Below are 23,656 nucleotides of genomic sequence, written 5' to 3' on the forward strand. Positions count from 1 at the left end.
CAAGACAAGACCGGCGGGTTCTCTCCCGCCGGTTTTTTGTTGGGTTGTCAGCCGCGCTGACGGTTGGCCCAGAGTTTGCCCAGTTCGCTAACCAGCAGAACGCTTGCGGCGATCACCAGGAGTTCCGTCCATTCTGTCAGCGTTATAGGCGCAATGCCCAGGAGCGTGTTGAGCCCGGGAACATACATCGCGCCCAGATGCAGCGTCTGCGCGCCAATCACGCCGGCAAGCAGGAATGGGTTGGAAAGCAGGGGTTGGCGAAACACCGAGCGGCGCTCCGAGCGGCTGTTGAAGCACTGGAAGTTCTCAAACAGCACGAACAGCACTAGCAGCAGGTTGCGCGCCTCGACCTCCCCCATGCCGCCTTGAAGCATGAGATAGAAGGCAGCAAAGCCGCCAATCCCCATGGTCAGCGTCGATGCCACAAGCCTTTGCATCATCGTCAGGTCGAAGATCGGTTCGCCCGGCTGCCGGGCGGGTCGGGCCAGTTCGTCACCTTCCGCCGGTTCCGTCACAAGAGCCACGTCCTGAATGCCGTTCGTGACCAGGTTCAACCATAGAAGTTGCACGGCCGTCAGCGGTAGGGGCGTGCCGAACAGCATACCGAGCAGAAACAGCATGACCTCCGCCGCACCGGTCGAGACCAGCATATAGATGACCTTGCGGATATTGGCATAGGCGACGCGCCCTTCCCGGATCCCGGCGACGATCGAGGCAAAGTTGTCATCCCTCAGAATGATATCGGCGCTTTCCTTGGCGACTTCAGTGCCACCCATGCCCATCGCCACGCCCACATGGGCATGCTTAAGCGCCGGCGCGTCGTTGACGCCGTCCCCGGTCACGGCAACGAAGTGCCCGTTGCGCGCGAGCGACCGGACGATGGCGAGCTTCTGCTCCGGCTTGACGCGTGCATAGATGCGCGTGCGCTTCGTCAGGGCATCCAGCGCGCCCTCGCCTGCCGTCACGGCGTCGAGCACCTGCGCTCCCGTCGCAATCTGCTCTTCGCGCACGTCAAGACCGGCATGTCTCGCAATCACGGAGGCAGTCTTCGGGTCATCCCCGGTGATGACCACCACCGAAATCCCGGCGGACCCGCAGGCCTCAAGTGCTGCCGGTACCTCGGGGCGTATGGGATCGCGCATGCCGACCATGCCCAGGAAATTGAGACCCGACAGCATGTGGCTGGCATAGCCCGCGGCATCCATGTCCATTTCGCCTTCGGCAAAGGCCAGCACGCGCAGCCCGTCCCCCGCCATGGCGTCGTGCTGGGCCATGATGCGCGGGCGGTCGAGCGGGATAGACCCTTCGCGCGTTTCCATGGTGTCGCACATCGACAGCAGCATTTCCGGCGCGCCCTTCACGAACAGTCGGATGCGCTCGGCGGATTCGTGAAACGAGGCGGAATATTTCTGCTCCGGCTCATAGGGGATCAGGCTGGCAAGAGGATACTGCGCCATCAGCGCCGGTTTGCTCATGCCGGCCTTGTGCGCCGCTGCCAGCAGCGCCACGTCGACCGTATCGCCGATCGGCGTCCAGTGACTTTCATCGAGGTCGATCTGCGCCTCGTTGGGCAGGCTTGCCGCCAGCAACAGCTTATGGACCTGAGGGCTTGGGCCTGTCTCCACCCCGTTATTGTCGCGGATATTGCCATGGGTCGGATGGCGACCGGTTTCGCAGATCCAATGGCTGTCATCTGGCAGACGGATATCCGTCACCGTCAGTTCGTTGAGTGTGAGCGTGCCGGTCTTGTCGGTAGCGATCATGGTGCAGGAGCCGAGCGATTCCACCGCCGGCAGGTTTCTGACGATCACATTGACCCTCGCCATCCGGCGCATGCTGATCGCAAGCGCCACCGTGATGGCGATCGGAAGGCCTTCGGGAATGGCACTGACGGCAAGGCCAATCGACATCGACAGCAGGCTTTCAAGCGGCATGTCGCGCAACAGGCCAGCCACGAACAGCAGGAGGATTGCAACCCCAACGGCAATCGCGATGTTGCGGGTGAATTGCTCCATGCGGATCAGCAGCGGCGGCTTGGCCGTTGCCCGCTCATGGATCGCGTCGGCAATCCGGCCAAGTTCCGTGCGTGCACCCGTCGCCATGACCACGCCTGCCGCACGCCCCCGCGTCGCGACAGTACCGGCGAAGACCATGTCTCCCTGCTGCTTGCCGACAGCCTTGGATTCGCCTGTATGGGCCGCCTCGTCGACCTGCATCGACACGGCCTCGGTGAGCCTGACATCGGCGGGCACGCGCTGTCCGGACTCAAGCTGCACTAGATCGCCTGACACAAGCTGCACCGCATCGATCTCCTGGCGCATACCATCGCGCACCACGGTGGCACGCGGCTCTTCCAGCGCCCGCAGCGCATCGGCGGACCGGCCAGCCTGATACTCCTGCACCGCGCCAATCAGCCCGTTGACCGCGAGCACCACGCCTATGAAGAGCGCATCTGTGACATCGCTCATGAAGGCTGACACAACGGCCGAGGCGATTAGGATATAGATCAGCGGACTGAGAAACTGCCGCAAAAGGAGTTCTAGAAAGGAAGCACTGCGGGCGACCGGCAACCTGTTGGGACCATGACGCCTTAGAAGCTCCTCAGCCTCGCGCGTGCTCAGGCCAGTACCCGCTCCGGTTATTTCGGGCTCGAGGCCTGTCCTCAGTGCCAAATTCGTCATGTCGCCAAATTCCTTCAACTATCGACGCTTCACACGCCGCCATCTTTGGCACCTCGCCCGAAGACGCATTGACGAACATCAATCCAACACGGGAATTGTCCCTGATCGGCCCACAAACATGTCAGCGGCACCTGCATGCCTTTTCGGCAATCATGCCTTCATTTCCGCGACGCTTTGATTTATGGATCGTCAACCACTTCGCTGGCGGATCAACCCGCCGGCGTGGAAACGTCATGAGGTATGCCTGTCTATGCTCGTCTTCCTGAGAAAACTCGCCCGTACTTGGGCCGCGAAACTGCTTCTCCTGTTGCTCGTCGCGTCCTTTGCCGTCTGGGGCGTTTCCGCCTCCCTGTTCTCTTCGGCAAGCGATACGGTTGTGACGGTCGGCGATCAGCAGGTGTCCGCGAATGAGTTCGCGCTGGCCTATCAGCGCCAGATCTCGGATTTGAGCCGCCGCTTCGGCACCCAGCTCACGACCGAACAGGCGCGCGCATTCGGCATCGAAAACCAGGTCTATGCCCAGCTCTCGGCCGGAGCAGCGCTCGATCAGCTATCGCAAGACATGGAGCTAGGTCTGTCGAAGGATCGTCTGGCCGGCTTGATCGCCGAAGATCCAGCGTTTCACGGCTCCAACGGACAATTCGATCGCCAGCTGTTTTCGGCGCGGCTTCGCAATTCCGGCCTGAGAGAAACTGACTATATCGAGGAACGCTCCAAGGTTGCCGTCCGCAGCCAGCTGGTGGAGGCTGTGGCCGATGGCTTCAAGGCTCCCCAGGTGCTCGTGGACGCGCTGAAGCTCTACCGCAATGAGAGCCGCACCATCGACTATCTGCTTCTGACCAATGCCAATATCGATCCGATTGCTGCACCGTCTGACGATGTACTGAAGGCCTGGTTCGAGACGGTCAAGTCCTCCTATCGCGCCCCGGAATATCGCGGCTTTTCCTATGTCAAGCTGGAGCCGGCCGACATCGCTGATATCTCGACGATCGGCGATGATGCGGTTCGCGAGGATTATGAGCGCCGCAAGGCAAGCTTCCAGATCCCGGGCAGCCGCACCATCGAACAACTCGCCTTCGCGGACAAGGCTGCCGCCGAGGCAGCGCAGGCGAAGCTCTCCTCCGGCACAACTTTCGACGCGCTGGTGGTCGAACAGGGCAAGACCGCGACCGATACGCTGCTTGGCGATTTCACCCGCGATCAGTTGCCGGATCCGGCTTTGGCCGAGGCAGCTTTTGCCGTCACGACAGATGGCGCGACAACGCCGGTGATCGAAGGTGCCTTCGGCCCCGTGATCCTGCGCATCACCAATATCAAGCCGGACCGCACCCGCAGCCTGGATGAAGTGAAGGACGAAATCCGTCTGGCGCTGGCCACCAACGCCGCCGTTCAGGACATCTTGACGGTGCACGACAAGTTCGAGGACCTGCGTGCCTCCGGTTCGTCGCTTGAGGAAGCCGCCACCGAACTGAAGCTGACCCCGCGTAAAGTCCAAGCGGTCGATCGCCGCGGCCTCGACATGGCTGAAAAGCCTGTCGCCGACCTGCCGGAAAGCCAGCGCCTGATCGCAGAGGTGTTTCAGACCGAACCCGGCGTCGAAGCCCTGCCGGTCAATATCGGCCGTGACGGCTATGTCTGGTTTGATGTGACCAACATCACGCCCGAGCGCGATCGTGCCTTGGACGAGGTTCGCGATGCCGCTATCGCCAACTGGACGGCGGAACAACAGAAAACGGCGCTGGCGGCGAAGGCTGAAGCCTTGAAGCAGCGCGCTGTGGCAGGCGAGAGCCTGGCTGATATCGCAACCTCGTTGTCCATCGCGGTGGAAACGAAATCCGGCCTGACCCGCAGCACCGATGATCCGGTCCTTGGCGGTGCTGCCGTCTCGGCAGCCTTCGGCGGCGCGGTGGGCTTGGTTGCCTCGGCGACCGGCGCTGATCCCGCAACGCAGATCCTTCTGAAGGTGACGGCGGTGGATCCCGAAGCCTCAGGCAACCCCCTGAACAACGAGGAGCAACAGATCAACGCCATCGCGACCGCTGCCGGCGACGATATCCTCGACCAGATGGTGTCGCAGTTGCAGAAGGACTACGGGGTATCGATCAACCAGACGCTCGCCCAGCAGGCGATGGTCCGCCAATAATGGTCCTGGGGGGAAAGATATGACCGGGCTGAAGCCATACATCGCCAAGGTTGCCGCCCGACAGGCTCTGACGCGTGACGAGGCGAGCGAGGCCTTCGACATCCTCATGTCCGGCGAGGCAAGTCCCGCCCAGATCGGCGGCTTCCTGATGGCACTCAGGGTCCGCGGTGAAACAGTGCCGGAGATTGCCGGCGCCGTTGCCACCATGCGCGCCAAGATGCTGACCGTGGAGGCGCCTGCCGATGCCGTCGACATCGTCGGTACCGGCGGAGATGGCACCGGTACCTACAACATCTCCACGCTCGCCTCGCTGATCGTGGCCGGCGCCGGCGTGCCGGTCGCCAAGCATGGCAACCGTGCACTGAGTTCGAAATCCGGCGCCGCCGACAGCCTGTCAGCGCTTGGCGTGAAACTTGATATCGACCCCGAGGCGATCTCCCGCTGCATTTCGGAGGCCGGGATCGGCTTCATGTTTGCGCAGCAGCATCACTCCGCCATGCGCCATGTCGGCCCGGCCCGTGTCGAGCTTGGCACGCGCACGATCTTCAACCTGCTCGGCCCGTTGTCGAACCCTGCTGGCGTCAAGCGGCAGTTGCTCGGCGTGTTTTCGCCGGAATGGGTCCAGCCGCTGGCCGAAGTCCTCCGCGACCTCGGCGCGACCAGCGTCTGGGTGGTTCATGGCAGCGGTCTCGACGAGATCACCACGACGGGTCCGACGCAGGTGGCGGCTCTGGAAAACGGGGAGATCCGCAGTTTTGAGCTGACGCCTGCCGATTTTGGCGTTGAAACGGTCGGACTCGACGCCCTGAAGGGTGGCGACGGCATTGCCAATGCGGCAGCGCTGAAGGCCGTTCTGGACGGCGCGCGCAATGCCTATCGCGACGTGTCGCTCTGCAATGCGGCCGCGGCCCTGGTCGTTGCCGGCAGATGCAGCTCCATTTCCGAGGGCATGGCGATTGCCACCCAATCACTCGACGGCGGTGGAGCCGCCGCCGCCCTGGATCGGCTGATTGCCGTTTCCAACATGACGTAACGGGATAGGGTCTGGCCATGACGGACATTCTGCAGCGTATCGAGGCCTATAAGCGCGAGGAAATCGCCGCCGCCAAGTCGGCGGTACCGCTTGAAGACCTCAAGGCCATGGCGCGCGACCAGTCGGCGCCGCGCGGTTTTTACCGTGCCCTTTTGGAGCGTCAGCGCCAGGGGCAGTTCGGCCTGATCGCCGAAATCAAAAAGGCGAGCCCGTCCAAGGGCTTGATACGACCTGACTTCGATCCTCCTGTTCTGGCCAAGGCCTATGAAGCCGGCGGTGCTGCCTGCCTGTCGGTCCTCACCGACAAGCCGAGCTTCCAGGGTGCGCCGGAATTTCTCTCCGCGGCACGCGCGGCTTGTTCGCTGCCGGCGCTGCGCAAGGACTTCATGTTCGACACCTATCAGGTGCATGAAGCCCGTGCCTGGGGTGCGGACTGCATCCTGCTGATCATGGCATCCCTGGATGACGATACCGCCAAGGCGCTGGAAGACGCAGCCATGGAGACCGGCATGGACGTCCTGATCGAGGTCCACGACGAGGCCGAAACCGAACGCGCGCTAAAACTCGCCTCGCCGATGCTCGGCGTCAACAACCGCAACCTCCGGACCTTCGAAGTCAGCCTGTCCACCAGCGAGCGGCTGGCAAAGCTTGTGCCTGACGATCGGCTGCTGGTCGGCGAGAGCGGTGTGTTCACCCATGCGGACTGCCTGCGGCTGCAGAAGGTCGGCATCACCACATTCCTCGTCGGCGAAAGCCTGATGCGGCAGGACGATGTCACCGCTGCGACCAAAACTCTGTTGACCGGAGTTTCCGACAGCATGGCGGCCGAATGAGCGACCAGCCTGGCCTCACGCATATAGGTGCCTCGGGCGAAGCCCATATGGTGGATGTCGGACACAAGGATGCGACCGTGCGCATCGCGGTTGCCGAAGGCCATATAACGATGGCAGCCGAGACCCTCGAACTGATCCGCCAGGGCAATGCCAAGAAGGGCGATGTGATCGGAACGGCCCGGATCGCCGGCATCATGGCAGCCAAGCAGACGTCCAATCTGATCCCTCTCTGCCATCCCTTGCAACTGTCCAAGGTCACGGTGGATATTGCGGAGGATCCGGCTCTGCCGGGCTTGAGGGTTCAGGCGACCGTCAAGCTGACGGGACAGACCGGCGTCGAGATGGAGGCATTGACAGCCGTGTCCGTCACCTGCCTGACGATCTATGACATGGCCAAGGCGGCAGACAAGATGATGGAAATCGGCGGCATCAGGCTTCTGGAAAAGTCCGGTGGCAAGTCAGGTCCGTTCCGTCATCCGGATGCGGTGTGATCATGTCGCTTCTTCCCGTCGCAGAGGCTCAGGAACGGCTGCTGTCAAGCACCCGGGCGATCACGGAGACTGAGACCGTGCCTTTGACCCAGGCCGGCGGCCGCATGCTGGCAGGCGACCTGGTGGCGCGGATGACCCAGCCGCCGTTCAACGCATCCGCCATGGACGGCTATGCGCTGCGCAGTGCCGACGCGCCAGAGCCAGGCGCCGTTCTTACCGTGATCGGCACCTCGTCCGCCGGACACGGATTTGGCCGATCTGTCGGCCCGGGCCAGGCCGTCCGGATTTTCACCGGTGCCCCGGTCCCGGATGGCGCGGATGCCGTGCTGATCCAGGAGGATGCGGAGCGACGTGAAGACGGCAGCCTGGTCACGAAATTTCCCGTAACCTTAGGACGTCATATCCGCCCGCGCGGCCAGGATTTTGCCGAAGGCGAGGCGGTGCTGACGGATGGCACGAGGCTCGATTTCGGTCGGCTGACGCTCGCCGCGGCAACAAACCATGCCGAATTGACGGCTTACCGCCGCCCAAGGGTGGCGATCCTGGCAACCGGCGACGAACTGGTCAGCCCTGGTGGTGCCCCGGGACCGGACCAGATCATCGGTTCCAACAGTTTTGGGATAGCTACGCTCGCCAGGGATTGCGGCGCCGACATCATCGACCTTGGAATCGTCGGGGACGACAGGGCACTGATTGCCGCTCAGGTGGAGCGCGCAAGAGCAGCTAGGGCTGATATCTTGGTGACGCTCGGCGGAGCGTCGGTTGGCGACCACGATCTCGTCCAGGAGACCCTGAAATCGGTCGGAATGGTGCTGGATTTCTGGCGCATCGCCATGCGTCCCGGCAAGCCGCTGATGGTGGGCAGCCTTGATGACATGCACGTGCTGGGGCTACCGGGCAATCCCGTCTCCAGCATGGTCTGTGCCTTGCTGTTCCTTGAGCCAATGCTGCTGAAGATGACGCGCCAGCCGACATTGTCGCGGGTTAGCGAGGCCGTCACGGGAATCGATCTTCCGGCAAACGACAAGCGCCAGGATTATCTGAGGGCCCAGCTGTCGCGTGCTCCAGACGGACGGCTCGTGGTAACAAGTTTCGGCAAGCAGGATTCGTCGATGATGAAGATCTTTGCCGGCTCGGACTGCCTGATCATCCGGCCGGCCGAAGCGCCGGCCCTGAAAAAGGGGCAGCCCTGCCCGATCCTGCTACTGCGTCCGTTCGAAGGCTGATCCGCCCTGCCCCTCAAACCGCACACGCGGGCCATTCGGCAATGTCGGCGCCTCGCCCAGTTCGGCAGCGAAGTGATCGCAGAGATGCTGCAGCACCCTGCGGGCCGCCGCGACATCTTCGGGTGGCAAGCCGGCCAAGGCTTCGTTGGTGATACCAGAGGCGATGCATTCGAGCGAATCGACCGTCTTTGCACCGGCATCGGTCAGGCGGATTTCCTTGGCGCGGCGGTCACGACCTTCCTCGCATCGCAGCACCAGCCCGCCCTGTTCAAGATTGTCCAGGAGCCGCACGATGGATGACCCGTCCAGCGAAAGGGCTGCCGCCAGTTCCTTCTGCCGTAGCGGGCCTTGGCTGCTGGCAATGTGCAGGAGCGGCAACCACGTCGCCTCCGTCAGACCATGTGGCAACAGTCTCTGATCCGCCACCCGCCGCCAAAGGCGCGCCGCCTGGCCCAGCAGTTTTCCGAAGGCTCTTGGCTCGCAAGGTTTTTCGTCCGACATGTCACCCCTCCTCGTGCTCCAAATTCATTGCACATCCCTCGCACCCAGGCAATCTGCGATGGTGCAAGGATTTTGAAACCGGCTTGTCGCGCCGCCCCGTAAAGCGTCACAAAACATAGAATTTTAACATTCCTATAAAGTCGAATGTAATGGTTTGCCTTTAGAAGCATCGCGGTATGCAACTCTTTTGGCAGGCGGCACGCATGGATAAGTTACGCGCATGTGTAAGGTTCCGTTCATTTCCTGAAATGATGACATGCACCGAGGGTAACTTCGGGATCATCACTGCGTTGCTTATCCCGTTGCTGCTGGTTGCCGCCGGTGGCGCGGTGGACGTTAACAGAGCTTTCAGTGAGAAGGATCGACTGCAGGGTCTGCTCGACAGCGCCATGCTGGCCGCCGCCCACAAGACCACCCCCGAAGATCGCCTCAAGCAGGCAAAGAGCTTTCTTGCCACCGCGAGCACCGAAGAAGCCGTGGATTTCGAAAAGCGCTTGCAGATTGCACAGAATGCCGATGGCAGCATCACCGGCAATTTCACCGGCTCGATCTCCACGCCGTTTCTCAATCTCATAGGGATCAGCAACTACGATATCGCCGTGAAATCGACCGCGATTGCCAGCACGGGAACAGAGAGCAGCGGTGCCTGCATCTATGTCCTGGGTAGCAAGGGCCAGGATGTACTGATCAATTCCGGCGCCAATGTCTATTCCAAGGAATGCGGCGTGCATGTGCATTCGACCGCCAATCCCGCCTTCATCATGAATGCCGGGGCCAAGATCGACACGCCGGAATTTTGCGTGAAGGGCACGAAATACATCAAGAACGGCGGGACCCTGACCAATCTCGCAACCAATTGCGCCGTTGATCCAGACCCCTATGCCGGCAAACTGCCGGAACCGACGGTACCCTCGATCTGCACGACTAGTGGTTGGAAGGATGGCCAGTCGATCACGCTGAAGCCCGGCCTGCATTGCGAGACCGGCTTTAACGGCAGCCCGACGATCACCTTTGAACCGGGCCTGCATATCATCAAGGGCCGGATGATCATCAACAGCAATGCGACCGTGAAAGCTGAGGGCGTTACCTTCTACTTTGCTGACGTCAACAGCGAGATCCGTATCAATGGTGGGGTCAAGTTCACCGGAACGGCGCCGACCAGCGGCACCTACAAGGGCATCTTGATGTTTGAGAACACCTCGAACGCGGCCAATGCGGCAAACAAGCAGCAGTATATCTTCAACGGCTCGCTGGGCGAGGTTCTGCAAGGCATCATCTACCTGCCGAACCGCGATGTGACCTATAACTCAACGACCAATCAGGTGAGCGAGATATCGCTGGTGGTCAACACCATCATTATGAACTCGGCGAATTGGCTGGTCGAACCCTATACCGGAAATAGCGGCAACAGCAGTGCGGCGACCGGCGTGCGCCTGCTGAACTGAAAAAATAATAAAGGCGGTCGAGATGCGATTGCAGCTTCTCGACCGCCATAGTCAATTCGCTTAGCTGGCCGGCTGCAGCGTTACAGATGTGCCCGTCGCGGCGAGGTTGAGGCCGATCTGGCCCTGGACGCTCACAGTCTGCAGATGGATGGAGCCGCTGGTTCCACCGACCAGAACATTGGCTCCGACCCCGGCACCAACGCTCGCCTCCACCGTGGCGCCCTGATAGAGCCCGCCGAGCGATCCCTCGTGATAGCCAGCGGTCGGCGCGAACACCGCCCAGACCAGCTTGCCCCGCGTGGTGAAGCCGACATCCACGCCCATCTTGCGCACGACGCCGGTATAGCGGTCCAGCGCTTCGCCTTCCATGGATGACGAAAACACGCAATCGGCGGTCTTGGCGGAGCCCAGGACATAGCCGACGCCACCGCCAATATCGCAGGTGAGATAGCCGATCCTGACGCCGCCGATCCGATCGTCGCTATGGGGCACCGGCGCGGAACCACGCGGCGTGACGTCAGCCGCAAGCGCGCCACCGGCACTGGTCATCATGGTCAGGGCTGCAATCGATGCGGCGAGGATCTTGTTCATGGTCATCTCCTTGTTTCAGTCGTTGCGCTTTTGTGGTCTTGGCCTGCGCAATCGCTTCATCAACGAGGAAGATGGCGGAATGATCCTTGAAAGCAGCTCACATTATGTCGCGGTGAGGAAGAGATTGTGAGACGCTGGCTGCGCTCAATCGGTCGGGCCGATCTCAATGGACAGGCCCTCGCGGGTGCAGGTCTGCACGGTGGTCGGGCCGAGCGGACGCCCGTCACGATCCAACCCGCCATCCTCAACGGAAAACTTGGTGCGGGTGCGACAATCGAAGCCGCTGGTATCCACCCGCTTCTTCTCCTGGGGAAGCTCCGGCACGGCGGGCGCGGTAAACTGTCCCGCCTTGCCCCAATCGATGGCTTGGCTGCCACTAGCGAGCGAAGGCGCCAGCGCAACGCCGACCAACAGCGAAACAACTGCCTTGCGCATCTCAGCCTCCTCCAGACAACAATCGACCGCCAGACCTCAAAAAGATCCCGCGGTCAAAATATATCAAACCAGGCGGCTCTGTTCCAGCGCCGCTTCCACGAAGCTTGCAAACAGCGGATGCGGGTCGAGCGGCCTGCTCTTCAGTTCCGGATGATACTGAACGCCGATGAACCAGGGGTGGTCGGCATATTCGATCGTCTCGGGCAGCAGTCCATCGGGGGACATGCCGGAGAAAGTCAGGCCGCAAGCCTCCAGCTTCTCCTTGTAGTCGACATTGACCTCATAGCGGTGGCGGTGGCGCTCGGAGATCTCAGTCGATCCATAGATCTCGGAAATCTTCGTGCCCTTCTTGAGCGCTGCCTTGTAGGCACCGAGCCGCATCGTGCCGCCGAGATCGCCGGAAGCTGCGCGCTTTTCGAGCTGGTTGCCCTTCATCCACTCGGTCATCAGGCCGACAACCGGCTCGGACGTTGCGCCGAACTCGGTGGAAGACGCCTTTTCGACACCGGCCAGGTGACGCGCGGCTTCAACGACAGCCATCTGCATGCCAAAGCAGATGCCGAAATACGGCACCTTGTGCTCACGGGCGAACTGCGCCGCCAGGATCTTGCCTTCCGACCCACGCTCACCGAAACCGCCGGGAACCAGGATCGCATTGACCTTTTCCAGATAAGGCGTGGGATCTTCCTTTTCGAAGATTTCCGACTCGATCCACTCGAGCTTGACCTTGACCCGGTTGGCAATGCCACCGTGATAGAGCGCCTCGATCAGCGACTTATAGGCATCCTTGAGCCCGGTATATTTGCCCACGATCGCGATCGTCACTTCGCCTTCCGGCGTGCGGATGCGGTTGCAGACCTCTTCCCAGTGCTCAAGCCGCGGCTTCGGTGCCGGCTCGATGCCAAAGGCAGCCAGAACCTCGTTGTCGAGGCCTTCCTTATGATAGGCAATCGGCACGTCATAGATATTCGCAACGTCAAGGGCCTGGATCACGGCGGAGGGGCGCACGTTACAGAACAGCGACAGCTTGCGACGTTCGGCTTCTGGAATTTCGCGGTCCGCCCGCACCAGCAGGATGTCGGGATGGATGCCCAGCGCCTGCAATTCCTTGACCGAATGCTGGGTCGGCTTGGTCTTCAGCTCGCCGGCCGCCGGGATATAGGGCATCAGCGTCAAATGCAGATAGACGGCCGTATTGCGCGGCAATTCGTTGCCAAGCTGGCGGATCGCTTCCACGAAAGGCATGGCCTCGATATCGCCGACCGTGCCGCCGATCTCGCAGATCACGAAATCATAGTCGTCATTGCCCTCGACGATGAAATCCTTGATCTCATTGGTGACGTGCGGAATGACCTGCACGGTCGCGCCGAGATAATCGCCGCGGCGTTCCTTGTCGATGATGTTCTTGTAGATCCGGCCTGTCGTGATGTTGTCGGTCTTGGTAGCCGAGCGCCCGGTAAAGCGTTCGTAGTGACCAAGGTCGAGGTCCGTTTCCGCGCCGTCGTCGGTCACAAAGACCTCGCCGTGCTGCGTCGGGCTCATGGTGCCCGGATCGACATTGAGATAGGGGTCCAGCTTGCGCAGCCGAACGCGATAACCGCGTGCCTGCAACAAAGCTCCGAGTGCCGCGGCCGCAATTCCCTTACCAAGTGAAGAAACCACGCCGCCAGTGATGAATACATATCGCGCCATGGGCTTCACCGACTACCGTTTTGAATTTGATTCCGCCAGCCCAAAATTGGACCGTCCAACGATTTTTATTGAGCGGGCGGAATAGGCACAAAAGAAAACCGGCGGACCCTGGAGCCCGCCGGAGCGAAGAGAAATGCGATCCGATCAGTTATTCGGGACAGCGTTCGGATCGGCCGGCGGCGTCGCAGGCTGAGCCGGGGCCGGTGCGGCGCCCGGAAGCTGATCGAGAACATTGGTGCCGACGCCGGGCGTCGTCTGGATCCGGTCCAGAATATCGTTCGGCGTATCGCCATGCTGCGCCACAAGGCTGAGCGACAGCGAGGTGATGAAAAACAGCGTCGCCAGGATCGCCGTGGTCCGCGTCAACGCGTTGGCACTGCCGCGCGCCGACATGAAACCGGAGCCGCCGCCGATGCCCAGTCCGCCGCCTTCCGACCGCTGGATCAGCACGACGCCGACCAGCGCAATAACGATCATGAGGTGAATGACGATCAGGATCGTCTGAATGTGCTCTTGCATGGATGATCATCCTGCCCGACCGCAGCCGGGTAAAAAAATGCGTTTCGGCGGCTGTCTACACGAGGATGCCTTCCAATGAAAGCCCCCCGAAAAGCGTGATGCCCGTTTTCAGGCAAGCAGCTCGTTGTAGACGCCGTATATGGCCAGGAAGTCGCTGGCTTTCAAGCTGGCACCGCCGATCAGCGCGCCATCGACATTGGCGATCGCCATCAGCTCGGCCGCATTCGAAGGCTTTACCGAGCCACCATAGAGGATGCGCATGCCAGCACCCTCGTTACCGAACCGCTTCACCAGTTCCTCGCGCATGAAGGCATGGGCCTCCGCCACGTCGGCGGAAGTGGGGGTGAGACCCGTGCCGATGGCCCAGACGGGCTCATAGGCAATAACGGTATTGGCCGCGGTCGCGGCGTCCGGCACGGAGCCGGCAAGCTGCCGCTTGAGGATATCGAGCGTCTGCCCGCCCTTGCGCTCGTCCGCCGTCTCGCCGATGCAGATGATCGCCGTCAGGTCCGCGGCATAGGCGGCTTCCGCCTTGGCCCGCACCAGATGGTCGGTTTCGGCATGATCGGTGCGGCGTTCGGAATGGCCAACGATCACATGCGTGCCGAAGCAGTCCGCGATCATCTCGGCGGAAATGTCGCCGGTGTGAGCGCCCGAGGCTTTCTGATGGCAATCCTGGGCACCGATCAGCAGCGGGCTGTCGTCGCAAAGGGCCGTCGCGACATAAAGCAGCGTTGCCGGCGGGCAGATCAGCGCCTCGACCTTTTCCGACAGCGGTGACTTAACACCCTCGGCGATTGCCTTGATCTGGTCGAGTGAGGCGCGCGTGCCGTTCATCTTCCAGTTTCCGGCTACAAGCGGCTGAACATCCGGCGTCATAAGGTTACCCATTTCGTTGGCGTCTAGCCCGAACTAGCAAAAGCATGTGCCAAAGGGAAGCTTGCTGCCCGTCAATGGGCCGCAAATCCGCCGATATGGTGAAAATCGGAGCGGCCAATGCCGTAAAATGCCTGATATGACGTTCACGTTCGCGTCAACAGCCAGTTCAGCATCTCGCGCCAGTCCGACATCCTGACCGGCGTTCCATGCCCGCCCGTCTGGAAAACCGTGAGCCGCACTGGATAGCCGGCCTTGCGCCAGCGGCTGTAGAGCGCCTCTTGGTCCCCAGATTTGTAGACCTTGTCGGCACTGCCATGGGTCATGAACAACGGAAGTTTGCGGGCATAGGCCGGGGTGCCGGCATAGTCCGGATCCGGCGCCCCACCCAGGATCGCCATGCCCGCCAACTGGGACACCGCCTGCTTGTCACGGCTGATGCCGGAGCAGATGAAGCTGCCCATCGAGGCGCAGGCGAGGATGACGGGCCTTCCCGGAGCCCGTTTGGCGGCATGGTCCACAAGCGCGGCGATGGCCGCGACTCCACTAGAATCGAAGCTCGGAACGCTCGGGACATAATAGGTGCCGCCATTTCGGACAGCGAGGTTCTTCAGGCGGTTGAAGTTGCCGCCAAAGGAAAAGTCGTTGGCACCGAGACGGCGATCCCCTCCCCGGCCATGGATGAAGATCACGGTAAACCTGCCATTGTTAGCGGGACCCACGCGTGTGACCGGCAGCTTGAGCGGGCCGAAGCCGAGCGTCTCATTTACCTGCTGGCTGCGCACCGATGTGTCGACATAATCGGATTTGACGCGCCGTTCCGGCTCGCGGTCGCGGCCGTTGATATCGCGCATCTCGTCATAGTCGATGATCTTGAAATCGCCGCCATCGCGGCTCTCCAGCACTGTCTGCGCTGAAAACAGCTCGTCCTTGAATGGCGCAAGCGGACCGTCCGAAGCGGATGCAAGAGCCGGCGTCACAAGGCCTGCAAGCAAAAGCGGCGCGATTTTGAGGAAATGAATTGTGGACATCGGCATTGCAGCGCACACTCCTTCTTGCTTGTCCCTTGCGCTGCCGGCTGCATAGACGCAATTTGCGGCGCATATGCGGGCAGACCAGCAGCACCAAGTCGCACTTGCCGCGTCTTTCTGGCAGTATCGAGCCGATTCGCAAGACGGACATCATACGCGGCGGCATGGGGCTGGCGTGAGCCGCTTCCCAACGGATATCTAATGACCGACTCCATGGACGATAACAACGATCTCTTTTCGCTGGCACCGGCCGCCGCCCCGGCGCCGGAGCGCGCGCCCTCCGCCGCCCCGAAGGCTACAGCCGAAAAGCCGCGCCCGGCGCCGGCCGCCTCCAATAGCGACAATTACGACGCCTCCTCGATCCGCGTTCTGGAAGGCCTGGAACCCGTGCGGATGCGGCCGGGCATGTATATCGGCGGTACCGACGAGAAGGCGCTGCACCACCTCTTTGCCGAAGTCATCGACAACTCGATGGACGAAGCCGTCGCCGGTCACGCCGACTTTATCGATGTCTATCTCGATGCCGAGGGCTACCTGACCGTGACGGATAACGGCCGCGGCATTCCCGTAGACCTGCATCCGCAGGTGCCGGGCAAGTCCACGCTCGAAGTCATCATGACCAAGCTGCATGCCGGCGGCAAGTTTGACGGCAAGGCCTATGAAACCTCGGGCGGCCTGCACGGCGTCGGCGTGTCGGTCGTCAACGCCCTGTCGGATTTCCTCGAGGTCGAAGTGGCGCGCAACCGCAAGCTCTATCGTCAGACTTTTTCGCGCGGTGTGCCGCAAACCGGGCTGCAGGAACTCGGTGACGTCCACAATCGCCGCGGCACCCGCACGCGTTTCCATCCGGACCCGCAGATCTTCGGCGAACATGCCCGCTTCGATCCGGGCCGCATATTCCGTATGGCCCGTTCCAAGGCCTATCTCTTCGGCGGCGTCGAAATCCGCTGGAGCTGTGCGCCTGGCCTGGTGCCTGAGGGCGGCGATGTCCCGGCAAAGGCAGTCTTCCATTTCCCCGGCGGGCTGAAGGACTATCTCGCCGCGACGCTCGGCAAAGAATTCACCGTCACCCGCGAGATTTTCGCTGGCAAGACGGAAAAGACAGCAGGGCATGGCGCACTGGAATGGGCCATCACCTGGTATGGCGGCGATCCCGAACTGCATTCCTACTGCAACACCATCCCGACCCCGGAGGGCGGCACCCATGAGGCCGGCCTGCGCATCGCGCTCACCAAGGGCCTCAAGAACTATGCGGAACTGACGCAGAACAAGCGCGCCAAGGAAATCACCACTGATGACGTGATGATCTCGGCCATCGGCATGCTCTCGGTCTTCATCCGCGAGCCGGAATTCGTCGGCCAGACCAAGGACAAGCTCGCGACCGTCGAGGCGCAGCGCATTGTCGAAAACGCGCTCCGCGACCCGTTCGACCACTATCTCGCAGACAATCCCAACGAGGCGGCCAAGCTGCTCGACTGGGTGATCGAGCGCTCCGAGGAGCGTCTGCGGCGGCGCAAGGAAAAGGAAGTCAACCGCAAGAGCGCTGTGCGCAAGCTGCGCCTGCCCGGCAAGCTGGCGGACTGCTCGCAGAACACGGCCGAGGGTGCCGAACTCTTCATCGTCGAAGGTGACTCGGCCGGTGGCTCGGCCAAGCAGGCGAGAAACCGCGCGAACCAGGCGATCCTGCCGCTGCGCGGTAAGATCCTCAATGTCGGCAGCGCCAGCCGTGACAAGCTGATGGCCAACCAGCAGATCGCCGACCTGATCCAGGCGCTGGGCTGCGGGACGCGCACCAAATATCGCGAGGAAGACCTCCGCTACGAGCGCATCATCATCATGACCGATGCCGATGTCGACGGCGCCCATATCGCCTCGCTGCTGATTACCTTCTTCTACCAGGAAATGCCCGAACTGATCCGCGGCAACCATCTCTATCTGGCGGTGCCGCCGCTCTACGTCATCCGCCAGGGTGCCAAGAGCGTCTACGCCCGGGATGACGCCCACCGCGCCGAGCTGATGGAAACCATGTTCAAGGGCAAGAAGGTCGAGATCGGCCGCTTCAAAGGCCTCGGCGAGATGATGCCGGCGCAATTGAAGGAAACAACCATGGACCCAACACACCGCACTTTGCTGCGCGTCGAGATCGATGACGTCGATTTTGAGGGCACCCGTGGTGCGGTCGATGCGCTTATGGGCACGAAGCCGGAAGCCCGCTTCCGCTTCATCCAGGACCGGGCGGCCTTTGCCGAAAATCTCGATATCTGAGCTGATGAACTTCCTCAGATGTATATCGCGAGAGTATAACGGCCAAATCCTGCGATCCTGCCTACTGGCGGTCGTCCTCTCAGCGCCCGCCGTTCCCAGCCTTGCCCAGGACACCGTGCCCGATGCCTGGACGCGGGAGAAATGCGTGCGCTATGAACGCGCCTTCCGGCAATTGCTGCCGTCGGTCGCCCCCAAGGGCGTCACGGATAGCTTCATCAAGGGCAATGAGAGCTTCATCGCCGCCGGCTGCTCTGATGGTGCCGATGTCTGCCCCAAGTCGCCAGCGGATTTCGAACTCGCCAATGCGCTGACGATCGCGGCGATGAATTTCGGAACCGCAAGCACCTTCCTGCCATTCGTATGCCGTTAGCATTGAGCTGCTAAATCAAAGCCCGGTGGCCCGCCTGCGCCAAATCCTTGCATGGCGGGCGATAATGGCCCATATGCTGGGGCAGCGAACAGGGACTTCAAGGACTTGAGCAAGGCAGAGAGCAAGACGCGGCAGCCCGGACCCCGGTGGCTTGGGCCAACCACCCCCAGCCACACGGCATTGATCACACCGATTTCGGCGGCGCGATGGCTGCTGGTCCTGATCGTTATCGCCGGTATCTATTTCTTTCACGGCTTCGTCGTGCCGGTTCTGGCGGCGCTTGTCATCGCCTTCGCCAGTTGGCCGCTCTACCGTCGCCTGCTGCCGCAGGTCGGTGGAAACACCACGATCGGTGCCACATTGGCGCTTTTGGCCATCCTCGCCTTTCTTATCGTTCCGATCGGAATGGCGGCAACCTATGCCGTTGACGAATTGCGCCAGTGGATCGGTTGGACGCTGCAGGTCAACCGATTTGGTGCGCCCCCGCCGGCCTGGATCGTCGCGCTGCCGGGCGTTGGCGACTGGCTCGGAGACAAATGGGCCGTGCATGTCGGCCGGCCCGGCGCAATCGGCGAACTCATCCAGATCGTCAGCGGCGCCAATATCGGCAACATCTACCGCGCCCTGATCGCCGCTGGCGATGGCGTGTTCCATCTGTTCCTGACGCTGCTGTTCATGCTGATCGCGCTGTTCTTCGTTTATCGCGACGGCGCGTCTTTCACCCGCCAGCTCGATCTGTTGGGTGAACGCATCCTGCCGAACCGCTGGGAGAGGATCTCCCGCATTGTGCCTGCGACCATCAGCTCCACAGTCACGGGAATGACGCTCATCGCGATCGGTGAGGGTGTGGTGCTCGGTGTCGCCTATTGGCTGGCCGGGGTCCCCTCGCCCGTGACGCTTGGCGTCCTGACCGGTGTCATGGCCCTGGTGCCGGGCGGAGCCCCGTTAAGCTTTACCCTCGTGTCGATCTACCTCGTCGCCAGTGGCTCCCTGGTCGAAGGCATCGCCTTGTTTCTGTGGGGTAGCATCGAGCTCTTCATCGTCGACAAAACGGTCCGCCCGAAACTTGTCGGTGGACCGATCAAACTGCCCTTCCTGCCGACGTTTTTTGGCTTGATCGGCGGCGTCAAGACCATGGGGTTCCTCGGACTGTTCATCGGTCCGGTGCTGATGGCCCTGCTCGTCGCGATCTGGCGCGAATGGATGCGCGAGGTCGAGCTGTCGGAGACACCCGCTCCGGAGGGTGCGGCAGAGCCCAATCCTGATGGCTCCGATATGGCCATGATACGCAAGACGTCAAAAGTCTGACGCCTTGCGGCATGTTAGGCCGCCTTGCGGTTTGCCCAGCGCAGGTCTTCGGCGAGCCGCCCTGACGCAATATGGCTTTCCAGAGCCTTCAGGCGCATGAGCCGTGAATTGCGGAAATCGCCATCGCGGAAACCGGCGCGTTCCAGCCCCTCGCGCAGCCGTGCGATCGATTCGTCGAGCGTTACCTGCGGGACGAAGTCGGGCGCCAGTTCCTGGAACAGCGAGAAATCGACCTGATAGGACCGGCGATCCGGGGGCGCATCGGTGTTGATCGAAACCCGCGTTCCCGGCACGAGCCGTGCCACCGATTCCGCCAGTTCCTTGACCTGGTAATTGCATTCGTTCTTGCCGGCATTGACGGACAGGAAGGCGCCGCCATTCTCATGATCGCGGCTGATCGCCCAGAAGATCGCGCGGGCCATGTCTTCCACGTCGATCAGCGGCCGCCAGGGCGTGCCATCCGAGAGCACCGTGATCTCGCCGGTTGTCAGCGCGCAGGCGACAAAGTCATTGAGAACAAGATCTAGCCGCAGCCGGTCGGACATGCCGCAGGCCGTGGCAAAGCGCAGGCAGGTCACCGCCATGCCCGAGAGGTCCATCTGCTTCAGCTGCTGCTCGGTGCCGATCTTCGAGCGCGCGTAAGCGGTCAGCGGATTGGTCGGATCTGTCTCCTTGCGGGCGCCGCTTTCGGCGTAGCCATACATGCTGCAGCTGGATGCGAAGACGAAATTCTTCACGCCGGCCTTGGCTGCGAGTTCCGCGAGTCGAATGCTGGCCGCCTGGTTGATCTCCTCGGTCACCTTTTCGAAGCGGTTGCCCATTGGATCGTTGGAAACGGCAGCGAGATGCACCACCGCATCCACGCCTTCAAGAATCGCTTCGGGCAGATCGCGCGTATCACCGAAATACTGTCGATCCACATTGGCTTCCGGAAGCATGTCGGAACCGACGAGAGAATGGCCGAAGAAACCGGCGTCATAGCCAATGATTTCGGCGCCCGGCCGGTTCTGGCGCAGGAAGCGGGTCAATACCGGACCGACATAGCCCATATTGCCGGTGATCAGGATACGCATGTTCTTCCTCTCTCCCATTGTCGGACAGCCGGTATATCGTCTATTTCAAGTCATCGGAGCGATGACCCCGAGTGCATGCAGCCAACACGTTGCCCATAGCTTACGCATCGTTGCGGATGCTGCAGTTCTGGCAAAGGAAGCTTTCGGCAGGCTTGCGGCGGGTAACCGCCGCTTGGGCATCAGGGAGAGTGTATTGGACCGGTATTCAGTCGAGGCGGTGGTAATCGGTGCCGGTGTCGTCGGACTTGCCATGGCGCGGCGCCTCGCCATGGCCGGGCTAGAGACGCTGGTGATCGAGCGGCATGACGCCATCGGCATGGAAACCTCGTCACGAAACTCCGAGGTCATTCACGCCGGGCTTTATTACCCGAAGAATTCGATCAAGGCGGTGGCCTGCAAGCGCGGCCAGGAACTCCTCTATGCCTATTGCGCCGAGCGCGGGGTGCCACATCGCCGCTGCGGCAAATTGATGGTTGCCTCGCGAAAGGAGCAATTGCCGAAGCTCCAGGCGCTCTGGGATGCCGCGACCGATAATGGCATCCATGATCTGGCCTGGATTTCGGCAGACGAAGCTCGTGACCTCGAGCCGGACGTGCTCTGCATCAAAGGCTTCCTGTCGCCCAGCACCGGCATTATCGACAGCCACGGCCTCATGCTGGCCTATCAGGGCGATCTCGAAGCCCATGGCGGCCTGATCGCCTTCAACACCCCAGTGATTTCCGTCACTCCAACAGCAAGAGGCTTTGTGCTGACCACCGACGGGGATACACCGGCAGAAGTTGAAACGCGTCTTCTCGTCAACTGCGCCGGTCACGGGGCACCGAAGCTTGCGGCGGACATGCCGGCACTACCCGCGACATCACGACCGCAGCAATGGTATGCCAAGGGCAATTATTTTTCGCTTGCCGGCCGCCAGCCGTTTTCACGCCTGGTCTATCCCCTGCCGGAAGCTGCAGGCCTTGGGGTGCATGCCACGCTGGACCTTCAGGGTCGGTGCCGGTTCGGGCCTGACGTGGAATGGGTCGACCGCGAGGACGACCTGCAAGTCTCCACCACCCGAATCGAACGTTTCTACGAGGCCATCCGGGCCTATTGGCCCGGCCTGCCCGACGGCGCGCTTCAACCCGACTACGCCGGCATCCGTCCCAAGCTGCATGGTCCTGACAGCCCAATGCCGGATTTTCGAATTGACGGCCCCGCCGACCACGGACTTCATGGTCTGGTCAACATGTTCGGCATCGAAAGCCCCGGCTTGACAGCATCGATGGCCCTGGCGGACATCGCCGCACGCAAGCTCGCCTTACCGGAGATAGATCCCCTTGGGTAAGCATAGCTTCACATTCTCAAATTGAAGAGCCGATCAGATCGCTTGCGCCCCGAACTGGGCCTCGTAAAGACGGCTATAGGCGCCCTTGGCCTCGATCAGGTCCCGATGCGGCCCGACCTCGACAATCCCGGTCTGATCGACCACGACGATACGGGCGGCGTCGCGGATGGTGGCCAGCCGATGGGCAATCACCAGGGTCGTTCGTCCCACCGCCAGTTCGTTGAGCGACTGCTGGATCGCCCGCTCCGTCTCCGTATCGAGCGCCGAGGTCGCCTCGTCGAGGATGAGGATCGGCGGGTTCTTCAGGAACATGCGGGCGATCGACAGCCGCTGCTTTTGCCCGCCTGAGAGTTTCACACCGCGCTCGCCGATCACGGTATCGAGCCCATCGGGCATGGCGGCAATCACGCCGTCCAGCCTCGCCCTGCGTGCCGCCTCCATGATCTCGGCATCGGATGCCCCAAGCTTTCCATAGCCGATGTTTTCCCGGATCGTCCCACCGAACAGGAAGACATCCTGCTGCACGATGCCGATCTGCCGGCGCAGCGAGGCAAGTTTCATTGCCCTGATATCGATGCCATCCACCGTGATGGCACCCTCGGTGACATCGTAGAAGCGCGGCAGGAGCGAGCAAAGCGTCGTCTTGCCCGCCCCCGATGGCCCGACAAAGGCAACCGTCTCGCCGGCCCGGATCGTCAGGTCGATCGCGCGCAGCACCGGACGATCAGGCATGTAGCCAAAAGCCACCTTGCGGAACACGATGTCGCCCTTGAGCGGTGGTGCTTCCACGGCATCGGGCGCATCCTGGATATCAGGTGCCGTCTCCATCAGTTCCGTGAACCGGCGGAAGCCGGCAATGCCCTTGGGATAGGTTTCGATGACGGAATTGATCTTTTCGACCGGGCGGAAGAATACACCGACCAGCAGCAGGAAGCCGACGAATCCACCATTCGACAATTCGCCCGACAGCACGAAATAGGCGCCGCCCACCATCACGATCATCTGGATCAGCCGCATGCTCATATAGCTGAGCGATACGCTGGCGGCCATGATCTTGTAGGCCGCAAGCTTGGTCTTCCGATAGTTATGGTTGTCCTTTTCGAACAACGCTCGCTCATGGTCCTCGTTGGCAAAGGCCTGAACGACGCGGATGCCGCCGACATTTTCCTCGATCCGCACGTTGAAATCGCCGACCCGCCCGTAAAGCGCATGGGAATTGCGCGTCATGCGTCCGCCATAGCGGCTGGTGAGCCAGGCGCCGAGCGGCACGACGGCTGCCGTCAAAAGCGCCAGCTTCCAGTTGACCGATAACATCAAGGCAAAGGCGCCGATGAAGGTCATGACGGCGATGAACAGGTCCTCGGGACCGTGATGGGCTACCTCACCGATCTCCTCCAGGTCCTTGGTCAGGCGCCCCACCAGATGGCCGGTCTTCTGGTTGTCGAAGTAGCGGAATGACAGCTTCTGGATATGCTCAAACGCCAGGCGGCGCATGTCCGTCTCGATATTGATACCCAGCATATGCCCCCAATAGGTGACGGTCGCCATCAGCCCGGTATTGAGGAAGTAGACCGCGAGCAGGCCAATCGATGCGGCGAGGATCACCGGCCAGTCGCCACTGGGAAGGAGTTGGTCGACAAACAGCTTCACCGCCATGGGAAAGCCGAGTTCCAGCAATCCCGACAATACGGCGCAGCCGAAGTCCAGGTAGAAGAGACCCATATAGGGCTGGTAGAAGCTGAAAAACCGCCTGAGCATATCCGGGCCACTTCGAAAAAAAACCGCTCACACCAACTGCCGTGATGCCGCGCCGATA

At 61.6% G+C, this 23,656-nt stretch carries 20 protein-coding genes and 1 pseudogene; 11 read left to right on the plus strand and 10 right to left on the minus strand.

Annotation, left to right across the window (positions count from 1 at the left end):
• Positions 1-47 precede the first annotated feature (47 nt).
• Positions 48-2,681 (minus strand): cation-translocating P-type ATPase, encoded by a 2,634-nt coding sequence (locus B9A97_RS07585; protein ID WP_084364467.1) that lies wholly within the window; start codon positions 2,679-2,681, stop codon positions 48-50.
• 250 nt (positions 2,682-2,931) lie between these two features.
• Between B9A97_RS07585 and B9A97_RS07590 the strand changes: the two genes are divergently transcribed.
• The 5 genes from B9A97_RS07590 to glp are packed head-to-tail and all read left to right on the plus strand — an operon-like array spanning position 2,932 to position 8,407.
• Entirely contained in the window at positions 2,932-4,824 is a 1,893-nt protein-coding gene (locus tag B9A97_RS07590) for a peptidylprolyl isomerase (protein WP_084364419.1), read from the plus strand.
• A 19-nt stretch (positions 4,825-4,843) separates the two neighbouring features.
• The gene (trpD, locus tag B9A97_RS07595) at positions 4,844-5,857 is read left to right on the plus strand and encodes an anthranilate phosphoribosyltransferase (RefSeq protein ID WP_084364420.1); all 1,014 of its coding nucleotides are present in this window, start codon (positions 4,844-4,846) and stop codon (positions 5,855-5,857) included.
• Between the two features lie 17 nt (positions 5,858-5,874).
• The gene (trpC, locus tag B9A97_RS07600; RefSeq protein WP_084364421.1) at positions 5,875-6,690 is read left to right on the plus strand and encodes an indole-3-glycerol phosphate synthase TrpC; all 816 of its coding nucleotides are present in this window, start codon (positions 5,875-5,877) and stop codon (positions 6,688-6,690) included.
• Positions 6,687-7,181 carry a cyclic pyranopterin monophosphate synthase MoaC gene (gene moaC / locus B9A97_RS07605; protein ID WP_084364422.1) on the plus strand — a complete coding sequence of 165 codons (495 nt, stop codon included), beginning with the start codon at positions 6,687-6,689 and terminating at the stop codon, positions 7,179-7,181. Before trpC ends, moaC begins: the two co-directional genes overlap by 4 nt.
• Positions 7,182-7,183: 2 nt before the next feature.
• Entirely contained in the window at positions 7,184-8,407 is a 1,224-nt protein-coding gene (gene glp, locus B9A97_RS07610; protein ID WP_084364423.1) for a molybdopterin molybdotransferase MoeA, read from the plus strand.
• On the opposite strand, the gene B9A97_RS07615 is transcribed toward glp, so the two are convergent.
• The gene (locus tag B9A97_RS07615; protein WP_084364424.1) at positions 8,384-8,908 is read right to left on the minus strand and encodes a MarR family winged helix-turn-helix transcriptional regulator; all 525 of its coding nucleotides are present in this window, start codon (positions 8,906-8,908) and stop codon (positions 8,384-8,386) included. The genes glp and B9A97_RS07615 overlap by 24 nt on opposite strands.
• A gap of 251 nt (positions 8,909-9,159) precedes the next feature.
• Between B9A97_RS07615 and B9A97_RS07620 the strand changes: the two genes are divergently transcribed.
• The gene (locus tag B9A97_RS07620; protein ID WP_280164078.1) at positions 9,160-10,353 is read left to right on the plus strand and encodes a TadE/TadG family type IV pilus assembly protein; all 1,194 of its coding nucleotides are present in this window, start codon (positions 9,160-9,162) and stop codon (positions 10,351-10,353) included.
• A gap of 60 nt (positions 10,354-10,413) precedes the next feature.
• On the opposite strand, the gene B9A97_RS07625 is transcribed toward B9A97_RS07620, so the two are convergent.
• On the minus strand, positions 10,414-10,944 hold the full coding sequence (locus B9A97_RS07625; protein WP_084364426.1) for a DUF992 domain-containing protein: 531 nt from the start codon (positions 10,942-10,944) through the stop codon (positions 10,414-10,416).
• Here B9A97_RS07625 and B9A97_RS30345 point away from each other — a divergent pair.
• Complete coding sequence (locus tag B9A97_RS30345; RefSeq protein ID WP_280164076.1) at positions 10,943-11,074, plus strand: hypothetical protein; 132 nt, start codon at positions 10,943-10,945, stop codon at positions 11,072-11,074. The two genes, B9A97_RS07625 and B9A97_RS30345, sit on opposite strands and share 2 nt — an antisense overlap.
• 14 nt (positions 11,075-11,088) lie before the next feature.
• Here B9A97_RS30345 and B9A97_RS07630 read toward each other — a convergent pair whose 3' ends face one another.
• The 5 genes and pseudogenes from B9A97_RS07630 to B9A97_RS07650 form a co-directional block, all read right to left on the minus strand.
• Complete coding sequence (locus B9A97_RS07630) at positions 11,089-11,379, minus strand: hypothetical protein (protein ID WP_084364427.1); 291 nt, start codon at positions 11,377-11,379, stop codon at positions 11,089-11,091.
• A gap of 63 nt (positions 11,380-11,442) precedes the next feature.
• Positions 11,443-13,071 carry a CTP synthase gene (locus B9A97_RS07635; protein ID WP_084364428.1) on the minus strand — a complete coding sequence of 543 codons (1,629 nt, stop codon included), beginning with the start codon at positions 13,069-13,071 and terminating at the stop codon, positions 11,443-11,445.
• 147 nt (positions 13,072-13,218) lie between these two features.
• Positions 13,219-13,578, minus strand: a pseudogene (gene secG, locus B9A97_RS07640) (preprotein translocase subunit SecG); the annotation flags it as partial.
• A 120-nt stretch (positions 13,579-13,698) separates the two neighbouring features.
• Positions 13,699-14,469: a triose-phosphate isomerase gene (gene tpiA, locus B9A97_RS07645; protein WP_084364429.1), complete on the minus strand. Its 771-nt coding sequence runs from the start codon at positions 14,467-14,469 to the stop codon at positions 13,699-13,701.
• Between the two features lie 143 nt (positions 14,470-14,612).
• Entirely contained in the window at positions 14,613-15,503 is an 891-nt protein-coding gene (locus B9A97_RS07650) for an alpha/beta fold hydrolase (protein WP_084364430.1), read from the minus strand.
• Between the two features lie 207 nt (positions 15,504-15,710).
• On the opposite strand from B9A97_RS07650, the gene parE reads away from it, so the two are divergent.
• The 3 genes from parE to B9A97_RS07665 all read left to right on the plus strand — a co-directional run bounded on the left by parE (position 15,711) and on the right by B9A97_RS07665 (position 19,440).
• A complete protein-coding gene (gene parE, locus B9A97_RS07655; protein ID WP_084364469.1) occupies positions 15,711-17,762 on the plus strand; it encodes a DNA topoisomerase IV subunit B in 2,052 nt (683 codons plus the stop codon).
• A gap of 145 nt (positions 17,763-17,907) precedes the next feature.
• Positions 17,908-18,132 (plus strand): hypothetical protein, encoded by a 225-nt coding sequence (locus B9A97_RS07660; protein WP_084364431.1) that lies wholly within the window; start codon positions 17,908-17,910, stop codon positions 18,130-18,132.
• 105 nt (positions 18,133-18,237) lie between these two features.
• Complete coding sequence (locus B9A97_RS07665) at positions 18,238-19,440, plus strand: AI-2E family transporter (protein ID WP_143530363.1); 1,203 nt, start codon at positions 18,238-18,240, stop codon at positions 19,438-19,440.
• A gap of 14 nt (positions 19,441-19,454) precedes the next feature.
• Here the strand turns inward: B9A97_RS07665 and B9A97_RS07670 are convergent, their stop codons facing one another.
• Positions 19,455-20,513: an NAD-dependent epimerase/dehydratase family protein gene (locus B9A97_RS07670; protein ID WP_084364433.1), complete on the minus strand. Its 1,059-nt coding sequence runs from the start codon at positions 20,511-20,513 to the stop codon at positions 19,455-19,457.
• 193 nt (positions 20,514-20,706) lie between these two features.
• Between B9A97_RS07670 and B9A97_RS07675 the strand changes: the two genes are divergently transcribed.
• A complete protein-coding gene (locus B9A97_RS07675; RefSeq protein WP_210189683.1) occupies positions 20,707-21,840 on the plus strand; it encodes an NAD(P)/FAD-dependent oxidoreductase in 1,134 nt (377 codons plus the stop codon).
• Between the two features lie 33 nt (positions 21,841-21,873).
• Here B9A97_RS07675 and B9A97_RS07680 read toward each other — a convergent pair whose 3' ends face one another.
• On the minus strand, positions 21,874-23,598 hold the full coding sequence (locus B9A97_RS07680; RefSeq protein WP_084364434.1) for an ABC transporter ATP-binding protein: 1,725 nt from the start codon (positions 23,596-23,598) through the stop codon (positions 21,874-21,876).
• Positions 23,599-23,656: the final 58 nt, after the last annotated feature.

The organism is Rhizobium sp. RU36D, from assembly GCF_900176345.1.
GTDB lineage: Bacteria > Pseudomonadota > Alphaproteobacteria > Rhizobiales > Rhizobiaceae > Allorhizobium.

Excerpts from the sequence above, each read along its gene's own strand:
- B9A97_RS07585 (WP_084364467.1), bottom strand. The coding sequence starts at position 2,681 with ATGACGAATTTGGCACTGAGGACAGGCCTCGAGCCCGAAATAACCGGA.
- B9A97_RS07590 (WP_084364419.1), top strand. The coding sequence starts at position 2,932 with ATGCTCGTCTTCCTGAGAAAACTCGCCCGTACTTGGGCCGCGAAACTG.
- trpD (WP_084364420.1), top strand. The coding sequence starts at position 4,844 with ATGACCGGGCTGAAGCCATACATCGCCAAGGTTGCCGCCCGACAGGCT.
- trpC (WP_084364421.1), top strand. The coding sequence starts at position 5,875 with ATGACGGACATTCTGCAGCGTATCGAGGCCTATAAGCGCGAGGAAATC.
- moaC (WP_084364422.1), top strand. The coding sequence starts at position 6,687 with ATGAGCGACCAGCCTGGCCTCACGCATATAGGTGCCTCGGGCGAAGCC.
- glp (WP_084364423.1), top strand. The coding sequence starts at position 7,184 with ATGTCGCTTCTTCCCGTCGCAGAGGCTCAGGAACGGCTGCTGTCAAGC.
- B9A97_RS07615 (WP_084364424.1), bottom strand. The coding sequence starts at position 8,908 with ATGTCGGACGAAAAACCTTGCGAGCCAAGAGCCTTCGGAAAACTGCTG.
- B9A97_RS07620 (WP_280164078.1), top strand. The coding sequence starts at position 9,160 with ATGACATGCACCGAGGGTAACTTCGGGATCATCACTGCGTTGCTTATC.
- B9A97_RS30345 (WP_280164076.1), top strand. The coding sequence starts at position 10,943 with ATGGTCATCTCCTTGTTTCAGTCGTTGCGCTTTTGTGGTCTTGGCCTG.
- B9A97_RS07625 (WP_084364426.1), bottom strand. The coding sequence starts at position 10,944 with ATGAACAAGATCCTCGCCGCATCGATTGCAGCCCTGACCATGATGACC.
- B9A97_RS07630 (WP_084364427.1), bottom strand. The coding sequence starts at position 11,379 with ATGCGCAAGGCAGTTGTTTCGCTGTTGGTCGGCGTTGCGCTGGCGCCT.
- B9A97_RS07635 (WP_084364428.1), bottom strand. The coding sequence starts at position 13,071 with ATGGCGCGATATGTATTCATCACTGGCGGCGTGGTTTCTTCACTTGGT.
- tpiA (WP_084364429.1), bottom strand. The coding sequence starts at position 14,469 with ATGACGCCGGATGTTCAGCCGCTTGTAGCCGGAAACTGGAAGATGAAC.
- B9A97_RS07650 (WP_084364430.1), bottom strand. The coding sequence starts at position 15,503 with ATGCCGATGTCCACAATTCATTTCCTCAAAATCGCGCCGCTTTTGCTT.
- parE (WP_084364469.1), top strand. The coding sequence starts at position 15,711 with ATGGACGATAACAACGATCTCTTTTCGCTGGCACCGGCCGCCGCCCCG.
- B9A97_RS07670 (WP_084364433.1), bottom strand. The coding sequence starts at position 20,513 with ATGCGTATCCTGATCACCGGCAATATGGGCTATGTCGGTCCGGTATTG.
- B9A97_RS07680 (WP_084364434.1), bottom strand. The coding sequence starts at position 23,598 with ATGCTCAGGCGGTTTTTCAGCTTCTACCAGCCCTATATGGGTCTCTTC.